The organism is Anabaena sp. EIM26 (assembly GCF_057568715.1).
The window spans coordinates 1,239,835-1,254,982 of the sequence record NZ_CM172472.1; the positions used below are offsets into that span (position 1 = coordinate 1,239,835).

Consider the following 15,148-nt stretch of genomic DNA (forward strand, 5'->3'; position numbering starts at 1 on the left):
TGATTGCTAATTAACGGCAAATATGGCTACTCGTGAAATAATCTATTAAAGTACGTAAAGGTATAAGCACCTTTTTTGTTTTTTAGAGGATAATTTGAATGACCGCAACTACTCCCAGATTAAAGCACGAGGTTAAAGACCTCGGCCTAGCTCCCTTGGGAAGACAACGGATTGAGTGGGCTGGACGAGAAATGCCCGTATTGAAGCAAATCCGCGATCGCTTTGAGAAAGAAAAGCCTTTTGCTGGATTGCGCCTTGTAGCTTGCGCCCACGTGACCACAGAAACTGCACATTTGGCGATCGCTCTTAAAGCCGGTGGTGCTGATGCAGTTTTAATTGCTAGTAACCCTTTATCAACTCAAGATGACGTAGCTGCAAGTCTTGTAGCTGATCATGAAATTTCCGTATTTGCTCAAAAAGGCGAAGATAGCGCCACCTATAACCGCCACGTGCAAATCGCATTAGATCATCGCCCCAACATCATTGTTGATGACGGTAGCGACGTGGTAGCAGAATTGGTTCAACATCGTCAACACCAAATCGCAGATTTAATTGGTAGCACCGAAGAAACCACCACAGGTATCGTGCGGTTACGCGCCATGTTTAAAGAAGGCGTTCTCACCTTTCCCGCAATGAACGTCAACGACGCAGACACCAAGCACTTCTTTGATAACCGCTATGGTACTGGTCAATCTACCTTAGATGGGATTATCCGCGCTACAAATATTTTGTTAGCTGGTAAGACTGTTGTAGTTGTCGGTTATGGCTGGTGTGGTAAGGGAACAGCCCTCCGCGCCCGTGGGATGGGTGCAAACGTGATCGTTACCGAAATTGACCACATCAAGGCAATTGAAGCCGTTATGGATGGTTTCCGCGTGCTACCAATGGCGGAAGCAGCACCTCACGGTGATATCTTCATTACTGTCACAGGTAACAAGCACGTCGTTCGGGGTGAACACTTCGATGTGATGAAAGACGGTGCGATCGTTTGTAACTCTGGTCACTTTGATTTGGAACTTGATTTGAAATACTTAGCTGCTAATGCTAAGGAAATCAAGGATGTCCGTCCTTTCACTGAAGAGTATAAATTGACAAATGGTAAATCCGTTGTCGTACTCGGACAAGGACGTTTGATTAATTTGGCTGCTGCTGAAGGACACCCCAGCGCAGTTATGGATATGAGTTTTGCTAACCAAGCTTTGGCTGTTGAATACCTGGTGAAGAATAAGGGTAGTTTAGCTGCTGGTTTGCATTCTATTCCTAGAGAAGTAGATGAAGAAATTGCTCGCTTGAAGTTGCAAGCTATGGGCATTTTCATTGATAGTTTGACAGCCGAGCAAATTGACTATATCAATTCTTGGCAGTCTGGTACTTGATTTATTGGTAAAACCCATATCCCGACAGGGAATTAATTCCCTGTCTAATAGCTCAAGTCATCTAAAGATGACTAAGTAAAATGAATGTCTTTTAGTAAACTTTAGTTTACTTTGGCTATTAGCCCGGAACTTCAGTTCTGGGCGGGTTTGGAAGCACAACGATTAATAGTTGGTTTTTTGGGGATGGGCGTTTTGCTTATTCCTTTTTTTTATTTAATGAACCACGAAGAAGCGAAGAACACGAAGGAAGAATTGGTATAATAAGATGGAAAGTGAAAGAAATCATCTAAATTATTTACCTTCTAAAAGATTAACTAAAGTGCTTAATTTTTCAAAAACTTCATCATAAGTAACAATCTGTACACCTTGAGAGTTAGAGCGAGAGAGTTCAAAAGATTGCTTTTTTTCACTATCACATAATTCTTGTTTTGCATTACCAGCAATTAAAATACACTGAGGGTTAAAGGCATAAAAACGTTCATCTGGAAAATTGTGAACGAGACTGTAATAATCTTTAATAAATTGGTCACGATAAGTTAATAATTGAATAACAGCACCTGTTATTTCAGGGGAAGTTTGATAAATTCCAGACCTATATTCACTAGAAAGAAGTTTCGTCTGAGGTGTTTTTATTTCTATTAATGCAGTGTTCCTTGTTTGTTTATGTATCATCAAATAATCAGGATACTTACCACCTTTATTATCGAATTTTTTTCCACCTACATAAGCTTTAGAACCTAGTATAGTTACTGGTGTAGAAAAGACTTGTCCCAGTATAACTGAGTTTTCCTCAAAAAATTTATGCCAAAATTCCTCTAATGAATTATTTTTATTATCTTTCCATGTTTCAAGAATATTTTTGAGATTATCTACTGCTACTATTCTGTTAAGTAATTTTTGAACTTCAATATCTCGTTCATTTTCTGATTTATTTTCCAAAATATCTACTATGATTTTTGATATTTCTCTTGATGTAATCAGTAAATCCAAAATTCGGTTGAATTCATTTGGAGAATCAGCTTTTTTGCGTAATTTGTTTGTTATAATATTAATATTTCCAGAGGGATTTATTTGCTCTCGACGTATCTCTAGTGCTTCCCAAGTAAGATCACTATTTTCTATAAATACGTCCCTAAATGAACTTTTAGTATGATGGCTACGATGTACTTCAAATTTACTTGATATATCAGTTGCAGCCTTGTTTACACTATCAGATATATAATTTGTTACAGGAACAAAGCATTTACACTTCCGAGCTAACTCATTACTAACTTTATTAAGTCTTAAATCATCTAGTAAAATAAATTCTGCACATTGATGCGTCTTAGTTTGAAATGGAGGATTTCCCACCACACAATCAAACTTAGAAAGAGTATCATTTAAAGTTTTATCATCAGTGGTAGAATTTAGAGAGACAATTAATTTAGTCCATACTGATATAAAATCAAGATAATCTTTACTTCGTCTGTTTTTATTTTTGCCAGTTAGCTTAGTTTCTCTGGGATGATTTCTATACCTCAAAAGCGCAAGAGCATAAGCTCGTTTAATTAAAAATTCATTCGCTTTACTGAGTTGATTATTTTTCTCATATTCACTTTGCTGATTATCTGAATGATCAGAAAATAGGGATAACTGAGATTCTTTTTTAATTTCTGGAAATTCACCATTAATAATTTCTAATAATTTTTCAGTTTCTAATTTTTGCATAGCGATTAATTCACCTTGCAATTCTGGAGGTGCGTAATCAATGGGGGGGATAGTATTATTTTCCATATTCATACATTTTTATCCTTTACTGTTACATCAAAGTTCAGTATATCGTATATCACTCAATTACCACAAACCCAACCTACGAATATAACAAGAGATTATACTGCAATGGATACCTTAGATAAATATCGCCAAATCATTCAAAAAATATTAACCGAATATTCCCAACTTCCCTACGCTTACGGTGAACTAGAAAGACAACTAATAATAGACCAAACCGCCAACCATTACCTACTACTAACACTCTTGCTGGGAAAATAATCAACGAGTACATGGTTGCTTAGTTCATATAGATATAATCAACGATAAAATCTGGATTCAAAGAGACGGAACAGAATACGGTATAGCCAACGAACTTGTTAACGCTGGTATTCCTAAAAATCAAATTGTTTTAGCCTTCCAACCAGCCGATATCAGACAATATACCGAATTTGCAATTACTTAAAATCTTGCAATTCTTTCTTTGCGTCTTTGCGCTTTTGCGTGAGATAAAAACCCCAAAAATACCCATTATTAATCATTAGGAGGATGCCAGCTTAAACCAACCCAAATAGCCCTAGCTTGTACAACATCCTCATTATTTAATCGTAAAGCTAAAACCGTACCTCTGCCAATAGCAGTTATCCCAATAATATGAGTACCACCATTTGCCCATTGAAAATGATCTAACCATCGTTGTTGACGAGGATTAAACAAAGATACAGATTCATTAGTTACAGGATCATTAGCAGTTATTTTCGCTCCTTTAAACTCATTACAACGATAACAACAAGCAGCTAAATTTTCTCGTTCATCACTTCCCTCTAAAGAACTAGGTAAAATATGATCCATAACTAAAGGCATACCTGTTAAACGGCTAGAAGTGCGACAATATTCACATCTATAGCCTGCCTCATTAATAACTTGTTGACGAAGAGATTTAGAAATAGATGACACTGGTATTATACTATTTGCTCAAAATCTGGAAGAGTATAACCTTTCCACTTTAAAAGTGCATAGGCATAAGCTTTTTTTAACATTAAATAATCAGCACTCACTCGCAGTGATTTCAACAATAACCTATCAGATTCACTTAATTGATTATTTTGATTTTTTTCTAAAAGTTGTAAATGTAATTCTTGCTGACTTTCAGGAATTTGAATTTGAGCAATATTTAATAAATCCTCAATCGTTAATTCTTGCATAGCCATTAATTCCCCTTGTAATTCCAGAGGTGCATAATCAACCGCAGGAGGAGCATTAATTTGTGTAGTCATAATTTATCCTGGTATTTGACCTATATATATTTTATAACACTTCTCTTCCTTTGCATCTCTGTGTGAGATAAAAATATTCATAACTTCTTGATATACTAGAAAGATTCCCACAAAATCATCTCATGTTAACTGTAACCATTGATGAAATCCAGAAAAACTTCACTAGCTATCTTCACCAAGTAGCAGCAGGAGAAAGTATTCTTATCATTGAAGCAGGTAAAGCAATTGCAGAAATTAAACCAGTTCCCAATGTTATGGAAAAATTAGATTACCCTGAATTAGTACAACAAGTGTTAACAACACATACAGACGGTCATTGCTCTGAAGGAACAGAAATTGAGTTAATATTTGACATTCAAAGAAATCGCTATCTAGTAGTTCATATAGGTTGGGAAGGTGAAAAGAGAACCTATGGTACAATGATTCATGTAGATATTAAAGATGGAAAAATTTGGATTCAGCGCGATTTTACAGAAGAAGGAATTCCTAATCAATTAGTAGAGTTAGGAGTACCGAAAACAGATATTGTGTTAGGTTTTAGAGCGCCTCATATTAGGCAGTTTACTGGTTTTGCAGAAGGTTAAATTTTTTATATATCTTTCTAATCGCCTGATTATCCCCTAAAATCACAAACCAACCGCTTAAACATAGACACAGAAACAATAGTAGTATTCACTAAATTCTGTGCTTGATTAAAATCAGCATCTCCAGTAATTAAAAAATCCGCCTCTGCTGCGACAGCACAAGCTAAAAACTTTTCATCCTTTCTATCTCTAGCAAAATCTATAGTTACCTGAACATCAACTAATTTAGTTACCAAATCTATAACATCTAACCATTCTTTTCTGACTTCATCTGTCAATTTAAACTTCTTCCGACTTAACACATCCTGATACTCTGCTAAAATATCCTCAGAAACAACCCAATCACAATTAGGACTATCCACAACAAATTGAATAACTTCCCTTGGTTCTCTCCCCTTGAGAACAGCAGAAACTAAAACATTAGTATCAATAATAACTTTCATTCCCCACGCCGATAAGCTTCAATTTCTGCGGCTATATCCTCATCTGTAACCTCTTCCACACCAGGAATAGCCTGAGTTTTATCAAATAAATTCCGCAACTTATTACTAATCGTAACTTGCGGGTTATCTTCAGCTAAAACAATAATCTCCACACGCTGTCCAACTTGAAAAGGTAAATCAGATAAAACTACCTGCTTCGGGTCTTCAATCGTGATATAAGTTTTGTAAGCATTCATAATTTATTCTGCTATTTATCCTATATATATTTTATGATACTTTTCTTACTTTGCGCGAAATAAAAAATTATCCCAAAGTCAAAATACCCTCTAGAAAATCCACCACCAAACGCAAAAACTTCAACCATTCAGAACCTAATAAAACTTCTGTAATATTATCCCCCACATGAACAGGAATTTCATATTCCTTACCATCCAATATTACCTTACCTAAATAGATATTAAACCTTGATTCACCTTGTGCTGTTTGCATAGGTTCATTACCAAGAAAAACCCAATCAAGTCCATCCAAATCTTGAGTATTAATTGCCATAAACTTGGTAAAACCTGTATCTAACATCGCATCCACAGGCAAATTTAACCCATCAGCAGTAATCAAATCAATCTCAAAAAATAGCTGCCCCTCACTACCAAAACTTCCCTGAATCATATTCTCCCAGTCGTTCCTGTTTCGTTTAAGCAAAACACATAATTCTTAGCCTTTGGATATTTTTCAAGGACTTTTTTATGAGCTTGAATATTATCTTGAGCAAGAAAGTATTCACCACTATCTGGTTCTATGGCAATATACCAGCTATAGTGACTTTCAATATATTGAGGACGGACACGCTCAAAAATTGCACGACAACGTTGATAAAATATTTCATCTTCCGCTGCTCGTCTGGCTAATTCTTCTGGTGGTATAGTTAATTCAGGAAAAATTCTTCCTCTTCTTACCACTTTTTTTGATGTTATGTGAGTCATATTATTAACTTGAACTCCAATTATTATTTTAACTTAAATTGTGCTTAATTACAACTTTTATCATTGTTTGAACATAAATTTTAACATGATTTTCCCTCTTTATTTTCATCATTAAAAGCTGCTGCCAACTTAGAAAATCAACGCCTTTGTTTACTTGTCTTCGACTCAAAAGGAGAGATTATACTGCAATGGATACCTTAGATAATTATCGCCAAATCATTCAAAAAATATTAACCGAATATTCCCAACTTCCCTACGCTTACGGTGAACTAGAAAGACAACTAATAATAGACCAAACCACCAACCATTACCTATAGGACTTACGCAAGATTGGACTCAAAACCTGATTCTTGGGTAGGGGTAATTCATGAATTACCCCTACTTCCATTCTGTTTTGTGTAAGTCCTGACCTACTACTAACATTAGGCTGGGGAAATAATCAAAGAGTGCATGGTTGCTTAGCTCATATAGACATAATCAACGATAAAATCTGGATTCAAAGAGACGGAACAGAATACGGTATAGCCAACGAACTTGTTAACGCTGGTATTCCTAAAAATCAAATAGTTTTAGCCTTCCAACCAGCGGATATCAGACAATATACCGAATTTGCAGTTACTTAAAATCTTGCAATTCTTCCTTTGCGTCTTTGCGTGAGAAAAACTCTCAATCATCCATTGATTCTGTAACAAAGATTCCAAATTTCGATAACCACTAACGACGCGCACAATTTCAATCCCACCATTAAGAACTCGATAAAGAATAACGTAACCATCTAAAGGAACACCCCGCAAATCAACCCTAATAGCCCCATATTGGGGAAATTAGCTAAATACTTACACTTCTTTTCAAACTCATCAACAAAACGCTCTCCAGCATCAATATTTCTATTTGCAAAATAATCAATAATTTCTGATAAATCCCGACTAGCTTCTGGAGAGATAATATGTATTTTCATCCTTATATTTCTCTGGCTTGACGCAACTTATCCCGCAATTGTGAAATCACAACTTCCCCATCAATACCTTCCCCTCTATTCAATTGTTCAATAGCAACATCAACCTTTTCCCGCGTTTCTTCTACCCAATTCTGATAACCCTGATCCCACTCCAAAAGCAATTTCAAAGCCTTACTAATCACATCTTCAGGATTTGTATATCTACCCGTAGCAATTTGTGCTTGAATAATTTCCTCTAATTCCGGTTTAATTTGGATATTCATGATTTCACCTTATTATCATTAAAAGCTGCTGCTAACTCAGGACTAAGAATAGCTATAGAACTTTCTTTCCATTCATAAATAATAGCATCAATCAAATCCCAAGCCTCATTAGAAGTATCAGTTAAACGAAAAGCCTCACTCACTTCTTTAATAAAATCTTGCAATTCATCCGCATCAAAAACCCGCAACCACCCATAAGGATGTTCATAACCAATTTCTTGACCCAACAACAACCGAAACGCCACCGATAACACCTCACAGCCTTACTTTGTGTTACCCCTTTCACAAGATAAGCTACATATTCACGACGCAACAGCGCAAAAGATTGGTCATTTCTAGTAATAGTAATTGGGTGTTCATAAGCCTTATCTAAAACCTTTCCAGGTTGACGATTTAACTCAGTAGCTGTCACTAACTCATCTGAGAACGCATTGGTAAAAATTGCAATTGACATGATACCTGCATTTTCCTCCAAACGCTGATTTAATCTAAAAATAATATTACGTACTATTGTACGTAATGTCCATTATTTGTCAATAGGTAACATTACAAAAACCTTTGTTTTGGTTTTCATTTTTCCTTTGCGCGAAATGAAAAACATTAATAATTGCTATAATATAAACATTCCCACAAAATCATCTCATGTTAACCGTAACCATTGATGAAATCCAAAAAAACCTCACCATCTATCTTCACCAAGTAGCAGCAGGAGAAAGCATAATTATCACCGAAGCAGGTCAACCAATAGCAGAAATAAAACCAGTTTTCTCCACATCTCCAAAACTCAGACCTTATGGTTTATGTGCTGGAGAGTTTACAGTTCCAGATGATTTTGATGCTCCCTTACCTGCGTACAAACTTTAATTTTTGAATGCGTTAAAATTAATACCATGACACAAAAAACCTATCCTCTAACCTTCGAGCAAATTCTTAATCTTGTTTTACAACTTCCCGCACAAGAACAAGAAGAAATTATCCAACAAATAAAGATTAACTCACACAAAAATCAAGAAGAAGATTTACTTACTGTTTTTGATAGAATTGGTAGAAATGCTCAAGTAAAAGGACTTACAGAAGAAATTTTAGAAGAATTATTAGCTGATGAATCATAAATTAATTGTCATTGACACCAATGTTTTACTTAGTGCTGCACTCAGTCCAGATGGAACAGCCCGTAAAGCCCTAGATAAAGCCTATAAAGAATTCAAAATAGCTCAAAGTGAGGAAACTTATCAAGAATTAAAAACACGAATTTATAAACATAAATTCAATAAATATATCTCCGATGAAGAACGACAAGATTTTTTAGAAGTAGTCAAAAAATATAGCCAATTTATAGAAATAAAAACTCAAATAGATATCTGTAGAGATCCAGACGATAACAAATTTTTAGAACTAGCAAAAGATGCTAATGCCGAATTTTTAATCATAGGAGATCAAGATTTGTTATCACTCAAAACTCTAGCCAAATATCAAGACCAGATTATTACTCCAAGAGACTTTATTAGCATTGATTAAATTATACTTAATATAATTCAAATTGTTTTATGAAAGGAATGAATTATCCTGAATTAGTACAGACAGTATTAGCAAGACATACAGAAAGTCATCTAGTCAAAGGAACAGAATTACAATTAATATTTGATAATCAAAGAAATCACTATTTAGTAAGTCATATAGGGTGGGAAGGTGAAAAACGGACTTATGGTTCAGGCATCAATCAAATCCCAAGCTTGATTAGAAGTATCAGTTAAACGAAAAGCCTCACTCACTTCTTTAATAAAATCTTGCAATTCATCCGCATCAAAAACCCGCAACCAATCATAAGGATGTTCATAACCAATTTCTTGACCTAAGAGGATGTTTGAAAAGTTTAGGGACGTATAATTTGTCATTCTGTTCGCGTTCACGTAGTGTGCCGTAGGCATAGCGTGGCGTTAGCCATGTGGAGTCTTACGCAACGAAGAATCTGGAGTTTAGCCGACATACTGAGATGCTTCGTTCCTCAGCATGACATGGAAGGAGACTTTTCAAACACCCTCTAACAATAACAGAAACGCCACCGAATATTTTTAGTGTGACACTTGCGTAAGTCCTAAATGTGTAAGTTTTTGTGATCAGTTTCGGATGTTTGAGGAAAATTTGCATCTGATCGCTTCATAATCCATTTCCAATCAGAATAAATGGAGACCAGTAAAAAGGATGACTCAGGCGATCGCTCACCTGTGATGGTAAATTACTATTAATGGGTTGTTTGATAGAAATACGTCTTTCCTGACCTGTAATTGCATAGTTGCCAGTAATCAGGGATATTTGAGCTTGACGCAGGGCTTCGGCTTTAGTAATATTCCCTTGTTTGAGAATTGTATAAAAGACATTCATCAATGCTTGCGTACCGCCATCGTCCACCGACCATAAAGAGGCTATAGCCGCTCTTGCACCTGTTTGTTGCATCTGGTAGCCAAAACCGAGAATTTCCCTACCGTCTCCCAATATCTCACCTAATCCGGTTGCACAAGCTGAAAGTACCACTAAATCAACATTTGGCAACCGCCAATTTTTGATATCTCGTAGGGTCATGCGATCGCCATTACCAAACAAAATAAATGATGCTTCCGGCTGTCCTGGGGTAAATAAAGCATGAGTCGCTAAATGAACCACAGAATAATCGTTCATTTCCAAAATAATATCTTGATTAAATTGTTTATTTAAAACTTTTCTAGTGTTAGGAATGGTTTGAGCAAGAGTTTCTACTTCCTTTCCCGCAAATGGTAAACCAGAATAATATAAATCCTTATCTCCCACTTTAAAAGTGTACTCACCTTCACTAAAAGCAGCAGCTAAAATATTTAACTGACTTTGCGGTTTGGTGTTCAAATCAGTCAGACTAACAGCAGTGATATTATTGATGCGAAAGCGTTCGACAAGCCATTGCTTACCATCATGCAGTGCTGCTAAAGGAATATAACGCAATTGTCCATCAGGGGCATAAATAATGGTTTTGGTCTTGGCTTGAACTAAATCATTTTCCAAGGGCTTTATCAGCCAATTATAGAGCTTTTGAGCAGGAATTTTAGGATTACGGATTGGCGTTGTGACAGTCGAACGAAATTCAGCGATCGCTCGGTTAAGTTCTTCTCTTTTGACAGGAACAGTGCGCTTTAAAGGAGGAGTGTATGGAGAAATTAACACTAATTCTAAACGGTCTTCTAAAACAAAAGGATAGATAATTACGGCATCTTGTTGGATTTTTTTGAGGTTATCTTGCAAGGTGGTAGCATAAGCATTTAAATCAATTGCTTGTCCTTGGGTGGTTTTTTGTAGTTCTGCTATCCATTCTCTAACCTGGGGACTTTCTAAAAAAGTTGCAAACTCTTTAGTAATTTCTTGTTCATTTTTTCTTAATTCAATAATTCTCTGTTTTTGTTTTTCTGTTCTTTGATTAACACCTAAATTTTCTAATAAAGCTAATTCCTGTCCTTGAGAAATTGCCTTATCTATTTGTGCGGACACACCTTGAATAATTTGCTGTTCTTGGGGACGCTTGGTAATACCTTGAACAGTGTTATCACTAGCTCTGACATTACTTAAATAATCTTCTAATTCTTGAACTTTAAGTAAATCCAATACTCTTTGTGCTTCTAAAATGCGATCTTCTTTTAATAATAAATCAGCTAAATGACGATAATCTTCTGCAATGGTTTCTGTATAAGATTGTCTTTGTTCCTGGGATAAACCTTTAATATTATTTCTAATTCCTTCTCTTGCATTTACTGATTGTTTAAAAAACACAATTGCTAATTGTGGTTGGTTTTGTTTTTCCAACAAATAACCCAGACTACTCAAAACTTTAGCCTCACCTGCTTTATAACCAATTTCCTGAAAAAGTGTTAAAGATTGTTGATAAAAATTACCTGCTAATTCATACTTACCTTGTTGGAAGTATACCTTACCAATACTATCTAATATCACTCCTTGAGAAAGTTTATCTCGCAATGATTTCACAATAGTTAAACCTTGCTGTAAAAACTTTAAAGATAAGTCATAATTTCCTTGATCAAGGTGAACCAGTCCAATATTATTAAAAGTCAATGCTTCTAATAATTTCTTTTCTTTTTTGTTCTTAACTCCTGGAAGTTTTGCCAAAGATTGTTGATAAAATTGCAATGCTAAATCATATTGTTTTAAGCGATAATAACTATTACCAATGGCGTTAATATTTCTTACTTCTGAGCCTATTTTATTTTCTTGAGCTAATTTTAACGCTTGCTGATAACTATTTAAAGCTCGTTCATTTTCTCCTAAAGATTGATAAATTTCTCCCATGTTAAAAAACACAGTCCATACCCAAGGAGTTTTTTCTACTGGTTGTGTAGTAACTTCTCGAAAAACTGATAAAGATTGTTGATAAAATTTTAAAGCTGTTTCATATTCTCCTAAAGTATGATGAATCATACCGATTTTGTTAATGATGAAACCTGTTTGAATTTTTACATCTTGTAAATCTAGTTGTCCCTTTAAATCTTGTAAATCCAGTTGTTCCCTTAATTTTAAAACTTTTTGTAATTTTTCTAATGCTTTTTGATATTGTCCTTGTTCATAAAGTTGACGACTTTGTTCACTTTCAATATCCATGATTTTAATGAGTGTTTGTTTTTCACCCTTACTATCACCTAATTCTTGTTGAAGTTTTAATACTTGCTGATAATGATTAAATGCTGGTTGATAATTTTTTCTGCTGTAATATACAAACGCTAGATAATCCAATGTTTTAGCAATTCCGGGTTTGTATCCTATTTTTTTATATGCTTGTAAGGTCTTTTGAAAACCGTTAATAATTCTGTCATCATTTCTTCTATATATGCGACTATTCACCCATAAATAAATTGTTTCTCTCAATAACCGATCAGCTTGATCTTTCTGAGTTTGATTACTCACTTCTTGAGCGAATACAGGATTAAAATTACTGATGGATGTTAAAACAGATATGGAAGATATTGACAACAACAGAGTAATAAAACCGACATTTGCTGAATGTATACGCATAAGGGTAAACTGGTTAATGAATGTTAAGAAAACAACTAATAAAAATTATTGGTTTAAACTATAACTATTAGCATAGCAAGTAATCTAGTATACAGCAATGTCAATATTCAGCTATGATCAGTTAGCAAGAGGTAGACAAAACAGATGAAAGCTGATTACTGATAACTGAACAGCTAAATTCTGGCAAAAAGTTATACAAACAATAGGGATATCAAATATGAAATTAACTAGCGCGTTGGTGTTGATGACGAGTATGTGGATATGTGGTGGATGGGGAGTTATTGAAGCTGCTCAACCTCCCAGGGAAAGTAATTTTATACAGTTGTGTAAAGAACAGGCTAATTTATCGGCAGATGCGAGAATTACGGTAGAATTATTATTAGCAAAAGCCAAAACAAATGATTGTGATTTAGCTGCCAAAAATTTGTTAAATGTCACAAAACTTGATCTGATAAATCAGCAACTTGTTGATTTAAGTCCCTTGTCAGGATTTACAAATTTAGAATCATTAAATCTCTACGGTAATGAAATTGTTGATCTTAGTCCTTTAGCAGGTTTAAAAAATCTCAAAGATTTGGATGTTAGTAATAATCAAATTACTGATATTAATCCTTTAGCAACCCTGCAAAATCTTAATCGTTTAACTTTAGCAAGAAATAAAATTAAGGATATTAATGCCGTAAAAGAATTAAAAAATCTAGAATCTTTGTCACTGTTTAATAATGAAATTATTGATATTAGTGCTTTGACTAAATTGAAAAATTTAACTTCGTTAAGTCTCGATAAAAATTATATTAACAAAATTAGTTCTCTCAGAGATTTGGTGAAATTAACTGGTCTTTCTTTAGAAGATAACCAAATTAAGGATATCTCTGCTTTAGCTAAGTTGACTAATTTAACTCAACTGGAATTAACGGAGAATCAAATTCAGGATCTTACTCCTTTGGCAAATTTAAAAAAATTAAAAAGGCTGAATTTAGAAGGTAATCAAATTGCCAATGTTAGTCCGTTAACAAATCTCACTAACTTAAATATGCTGTTTTTAGGAGATAATAAAATTAAAGATGTAAGTCCTTTGGGAAACCTGAAAAATTTAACTCGGTTGCTTTTGACTTACAATCAAATTAGAGATGTTAGTCCTTTAGCGAATTTGAATAATTTACAGATGTTGGTATTGAGTTTGAATAAAATTAAAGATGTAAGTTCTTTAGGAAAAATGACTAACTTAAATGAACTTATTTTAGAAGATAATGAAATCACAGATATTAGTGCTTTATCACAACTTACTAGCTTGACGCTCCTAAATCTCGATCATAACAAAATCACAGATGTCACGCCCCTATCAAAACTCAGTAATTTAAAAGATGTGAGTTTTAAAGATAATCCAATTGTGAAATAATGGTAAGTAATCAGCTATCAGTAATCAGTTATCAGCTTTGAGCTATAAATTGACGTTAAAAAAGTCGGGGATCTGGAGATTACGTTTTTCTATCGTTATACTATCTATGGGAATTGTATTTTTTATTGATTACCATAATTATGTCATTAGTTAAAACGCCCCTAATTGGTTTAAAAGCTGACTCATTCCGTCATCCTCTGGACTTGGAAGCAACGCAAACTCTCAAGCAAATTCCTGGAATAGATATGATGGTCAGAAATTGGCTCGGTCCAATGGCTGAACAGGTTTTTTATGTAGAAAATATTGCTTCTAGTATTTTGGTGGGTGAAAAACAATTACCTGATTTACACAAGTTATTATTAGACGCTTGCAAAATCTTAGATATTGAGCCTCCCCAGTTGTATGTGCGTCAACATCCTGCACCCAATGCTTATACTTTTGCAATGCGTGGTAAGCAGCCGTTTGTGGTTCTGCACACTTCCTTGATTGATATTCTCACACCAGAGGAAATTCAAGCTGTAATTGCCCATGAATTGGGACATCTCAAATGTGACCACAGCGTTTATTTAACACCTGTCAATTTATTGGTCTTAGCGGCAGCGATTTTACCTAATGTGGGTGCGGTTTTAGCCCAAGCATTACAGGCACAATTATTAGAATGGGTACGTTGTGCTGAGTTTACTTGCGATCGCGCTGCTTTGTTAGCTACCCAAAACCCCAAAGTTGTCATGTCAGTCTTAATGAAGTTAGCCGGCGGTTCTCCCACCTTAGCACCCAAGCTAAATCTCGATGCCTTTATTGACCAAGCTCGTGCTTATGATGACATCAGTAAAACAGAACTTGGTGTAATGGTCAAAGAAGCCCGCACCGCTCAATTAAGCCATCCAGTACCAGTATTACGCGCTAGGGAAATTGACCGCTGGAGTAGTAGTTTAGAGTACCAAAAGTTACTGCAAAATCACGGTTTTAAAGATCAGATTGAAACAGCACCCAAGGGCGGATGGCGCAATTGGTAAAATTAGGTAATAGGTGACAGGTGACAGGTGACAGAGAAGAAAGCAGGAGGAGTGGGG

20 protein-coding genes and 2 pseudogenes are annotated in these 15,148 nt (G+C 35.1%); 10 read left to right on the forward strand and 12 right to left on the reverse strand.

Annotated features, from left to right (window positions below; all coding sequences use genetic code 11):
* The first annotated feature begins 98 nt into the window (after positions 1-98).
* Positions 99-1,376: an adenosylhomocysteinase gene (gene ahcY / locus AC012T_RS05215; protein ID WP_487063716.1), complete on the forward strand. Its 1,278-nt coding sequence runs from the start codon at positions 99-101 to the stop codon at positions 1,374-1,376.
* A 291-nt stretch (positions 1,377-1,667) separates the two neighbouring features.
* Here the strand turns inward: ahcY and AC012T_RS05220 are convergent, their stop codons facing one another.
* On the reverse strand, positions 1,668-3,155 hold the full coding sequence (locus AC012T_RS05220; RefSeq protein WP_487063718.1) for a Shedu immune nuclease family protein: 1,488 nt from the start codon (positions 3,153-3,155) through the stop codon (positions 1,668-1,670).
* Between the two features lie 99 nt (positions 3,156-3,254).
* On the opposite strand from AC012T_RS05220, the pseudogene AC012T_RS05225 reads away from it, so the two are divergent.
* A pseudogene (locus AC012T_RS05225) lies at positions 3,255-3,591 on the forward strand (element excision factor XisI family protein).
* A 68-nt stretch (positions 3,592-3,659) separates the two neighbouring features.
* Here the strand turns inward: AC012T_RS05225 and AC012T_RS05230 are convergent.
* Together AC012T_RS05230 and AC012T_RS05235 are read right to left on the reverse strand one after the other, a co-directional pair.
* Entirely contained in the window at positions 3,660-4,082 is a 423-nt protein-coding gene (locus tag AC012T_RS05230; protein ID WP_487063720.1) for an HNH endonuclease, read from the reverse strand.
* A 5-nt stretch (positions 4,083-4,087) separates the two neighbouring features.
* Entirely contained in the window at positions 4,088-4,402 is a 315-nt protein-coding gene (locus tag AC012T_RS05235) for a hypothetical protein (protein WP_487063722.1), read from the reverse strand.
* Between the two features lie 254 nt (positions 4,403-4,656).
* On the opposite strand from AC012T_RS05235, the gene AC012T_RS05240 reads away from it, so the two are divergent.
* Positions 4,657-4,986, forward strand: coding sequence for an element excision factor XisI family protein (locus AC012T_RS05240; protein ID WP_487066452.1), 330 nt, complete (start codon positions 4,657-4,659; stop codon positions 4,984-4,986).
* A 29-nt stretch (positions 4,987-5,015) separates the two neighbouring features.
* Here the strand turns inward: AC012T_RS05240 and AC012T_RS05245 are convergent, their stop codons facing one another.
* The 4 genes from AC012T_RS05245 to AC012T_RS05260 form a co-directional block, all read right to left on the reverse strand.
* A complete protein-coding gene (locus tag AC012T_RS05245; protein ID WP_487063724.1) occupies positions 5,016-5,429 on the reverse strand; it encodes a putative toxin-antitoxin system toxin component, PIN family in 414 nt (137 codons plus the stop codon).
* The gene (locus AC012T_RS05250) at positions 5,426-5,665 is read right to left on the reverse strand and encodes a hypothetical protein (RefSeq protein WP_487063726.1); all 240 of its coding nucleotides are present in this window, start codon (positions 5,663-5,665) and stop codon (positions 5,426-5,428) included. The genes AC012T_RS05245 and AC012T_RS05250 overlap by 4 nt, the downstream gene beginning before the upstream one ends.
* A gap of 67 nt (positions 5,666-5,732) precedes the next feature.
* Positions 5,733-6,095 (reverse strand): aspartyl protease, encoded by a 363-nt coding sequence (locus AC012T_RS05255; protein WP_487063728.1) that lies wholly within the window; start codon positions 6,093-6,095, stop codon positions 5,733-5,735.
* Positions 6,092-6,409 carry a hypothetical protein gene (locus AC012T_RS05260; RefSeq protein ID WP_487063730.1) on the reverse strand — a complete coding sequence of 106 codons (318 nt, stop codon included), beginning with the start codon at positions 6,407-6,409 and terminating at the stop codon, positions 6,092-6,094. Before AC012T_RS05260 ends, AC012T_RS05255 begins: the two co-directional genes overlap by 4 nt.
* Before the next feature lie 188 nt (positions 6,410-6,597).
* Here AC012T_RS05260 and AC012T_RS05265 point away from each other — a divergent pair.
* A pseudogene (locus tag AC012T_RS05265) lies at positions 6,598-7,032 on the forward strand (element excision factor XisI family protein).
* 152 nt (positions 7,033-7,184) lie between these two features.
* On the opposite strand, the gene AC012T_RS05270 reads toward AC012T_RS05265, so the two are convergent.
* Genes AC012T_RS05270 through AC012T_RS05280 form a run of 3 tightly spaced genes read right to left on the reverse strand, consistent with a single transcriptional unit; the run spans position 7,185 to position 7,884 of the window.
* Positions 7,185-7,367, reverse strand: a complete 183-nt coding sequence (locus AC012T_RS05270) for a type II toxin-antitoxin system RelE/ParE family toxin (RefSeq protein ID WP_487063732.1) — start codon at positions 7,365-7,367, stop codon at positions 7,185-7,187.
* Positions 7,368-7,369: 2 nt separating this feature from the next.
* Positions 7,370-7,630, reverse strand: coding sequence for a ribbon-helix-helix domain-containing protein (locus AC012T_RS05275; RefSeq protein WP_487063734.1), 261 nt, complete (start codon positions 7,628-7,630; stop codon positions 7,370-7,372).
* The gene (locus AC012T_RS05280) at positions 7,627-7,884 is read right to left on the reverse strand and encodes a hypothetical protein (protein WP_487063736.1); all 258 of its coding nucleotides are present in this window, start codon (positions 7,882-7,884) and stop codon (positions 7,627-7,629) included. Before AC012T_RS05280 ends, AC012T_RS05275 begins: the two co-directional genes overlap by 4 nt.
* A 388-nt stretch (positions 7,885-8,272) precedes the next feature.
* Between AC012T_RS05280 and AC012T_RS05285 the strand changes: the two genes are divergently transcribed.
* From AC012T_RS05285 to AC012T_RS05300, 4 genes are read left to right on the forward strand one after another with little or no spacing between them, the layout of a single operon-like run.
* Entirely contained in the window at positions 8,273-8,494 is a 222-nt protein-coding gene (locus AC012T_RS05285) for a type II toxin-antitoxin system Phd/YefM family antitoxin (protein ID WP_487063738.1), read from the forward strand.
* Between the two features lie 26 nt (positions 8,495-8,520).
* Positions 8,521-8,742: a hypothetical protein gene (locus AC012T_RS05290; RefSeq protein WP_487063740.1), complete on the forward strand. Its 222-nt coding sequence runs from the start codon at positions 8,521-8,523 to the stop codon at positions 8,740-8,742.
* Complete coding sequence (locus AC012T_RS05295; RefSeq protein ID WP_487063742.1) at positions 8,732-9,148, forward strand: putative toxin-antitoxin system toxin component, PIN family; 417 nt, start codon at positions 8,732-8,734, stop codon at positions 9,146-9,148. Before AC012T_RS05290 ends, AC012T_RS05295 begins: the two co-directional genes overlap by 11 nt.
* 38 nt (positions 9,149-9,186) lie before the next feature.
* Positions 9,187-9,384 carry an element excision factor XisI family protein gene (locus tag AC012T_RS05300; protein ID WP_487066454.1) on the forward strand — a complete coding sequence of 66 codons (198 nt, stop codon included), beginning with the start codon at positions 9,187-9,189 and terminating at the stop codon, positions 9,382-9,384.
* On the opposite strand, the gene AC012T_RS05305 is transcribed toward AC012T_RS05300, so the two are convergent.
* Positions 9,340-9,525: a hypothetical protein gene (locus AC012T_RS05305; protein ID WP_487063744.1), complete on the reverse strand. Its 186-nt coding sequence runs from the start codon at positions 9,523-9,525 to the stop codon at positions 9,340-9,342. The two genes, AC012T_RS05300 and AC012T_RS05305, sit on opposite strands and share 45 nt — an antisense overlap.
* Before the next feature lie 262 nt (positions 9,526-9,787).
* Positions 9,788-12,676, reverse strand: coding sequence for a CHAT domain-containing protein (locus tag AC012T_RS05310; protein WP_487063746.1), 2,889 nt, complete (start codon positions 12,674-12,676; stop codon positions 9,788-9,790).
* A 217-nt stretch (positions 12,677-12,893) separates the two neighbouring features.
* Between AC012T_RS05310 and AC012T_RS05315 the strand changes: the two genes are divergently transcribed.
* On the forward strand, positions 12,894-14,075 hold the full coding sequence (locus AC012T_RS05315; protein WP_487063748.1) for a leucine-rich repeat domain-containing protein: 1,182 nt from the start codon (positions 12,894-12,896) through the stop codon (positions 14,073-14,075).
* Positions 14,076-14,215: 140 nt separating this feature from the next.
* On the forward strand, positions 14,216-15,091 hold the full coding sequence (locus tag AC012T_RS05320; protein WP_487063750.1) for a M48 family metallopeptidase: 876 nt from the start codon (positions 14,216-14,218) through the stop codon (positions 15,089-15,091).
* Positions 15,092-15,148: the final 57 nt, after the last annotated feature.

Bases quoted from the DNA above. Each gene is read 5' to 3' on its own strand.
- AC012T_RS05270 (WP_487063732.1), bottom strand. From the start codon at position 7,367: ATGAAAATACATATTATCTCTCCAGAAGCTAGTCGGGATTTATCAGAA.
- AC012T_RS05245 (WP_487063724.1), bottom strand. From the start codon at position 5,429: ATGAAAGTTATTATTGATACTAATGTTTTAGTTTCTGCTGTTCTCAAG.
- AC012T_RS05285 (WP_487063738.1), top strand. From the start codon at position 8,273: ATGTTAACCGTAACCATTGATGAAATCCAAAAAAACCTCACCATCTAT.
- AC012T_RS05295 (WP_487063742.1), top strand. From the start codon at position 8,732: ATGAATCATAAATTAATTGTCATTGACACCAATGTTTTACTTAGTGCT.
- AC012T_RS05240 (WP_487066452.1), top strand. From the start codon at position 4,657: ATGGAAAAATTAGATTACCCTGAATTAGTACAACAAGTGTTAACAACA.
- AC012T_RS05260 (WP_487063730.1), bottom strand. From the start codon at position 6,409: ATGACTCACATAACATCAAAAAAAGTGGTAAGAAGAGGAAGAATTTTT.
- AC012T_RS05290 (WP_487063740.1), top strand. From the start codon at position 8,521: ATGACACAAAAAACCTATCCTCTAACCTTCGAGCAAATTCTTAATCTT.
- AC012T_RS05310 (WP_487063746.1), bottom strand. From the start codon at position 12,676: ATGCGTATACATTCAGCAAATGTCGGTTTTATTACTCTGTTGTTGTCA.
- AC012T_RS05220 (WP_487063718.1), bottom strand. From the start codon at position 3,155: ATGAATATGGAAAATAATACTATCCCCCCCATTGATTACGCACCTCCA.
- AC012T_RS05235 (WP_487063722.1), bottom strand. From the start codon at position 4,402: ATGACTACACAAATTAATGCTCCTCCTGCGGTTGATTATGCACCTCTG.
- AC012T_RS05320 (WP_487063750.1), top strand. From the start codon at position 14,216: ATGTCATTAGTTAAAACGCCCCTAATTGGTTTAAAAGCTGACTCATTC.
- AC012T_RS05315 (WP_487063748.1), top strand. From the start codon at position 12,894: ATGAAATTAACTAGCGCGTTGGTGTTGATGACGAGTATGTGGATATGT.
- AC012T_RS05255 (WP_487063728.1), bottom strand. From the start codon at position 6,095: ATGATTCAGGGAAGTTTTGGTAGTGAGGGGCAGCTATTTTTTGAGATT.
- AC012T_RS05275 (WP_487063734.1), bottom strand. From the start codon at position 7,630: ATGAATATCCAAATTAAACCGGAATTAGAGGAAATTATTCAAGCACAA.
- ahcY (WP_487063716.1), top strand. From the start codon at position 99: ATGACCGCAACTACTCCCAGATTAAAGCACGAGGTTAAAGACCTCGGC.
- AC012T_RS05300 (WP_487066454.1), top strand. From the start codon at position 9,187: ATGAATTATCCTGAATTAGTACAGACAGTATTAGCAAGACATACAGAA.
- AC012T_RS05250 (WP_487063726.1), bottom strand. From the start codon at position 5,665: ATGAATGCTTACAAAACTTATATCACGATTGAAGACCCGAAGCAGGTA.
- AC012T_RS05305 (WP_487063744.1), bottom strand. From the start codon at position 9,525: ATGACAAATTATACGTCCCTAAACTTTTCAAACATCCTCTTAGGTCAA.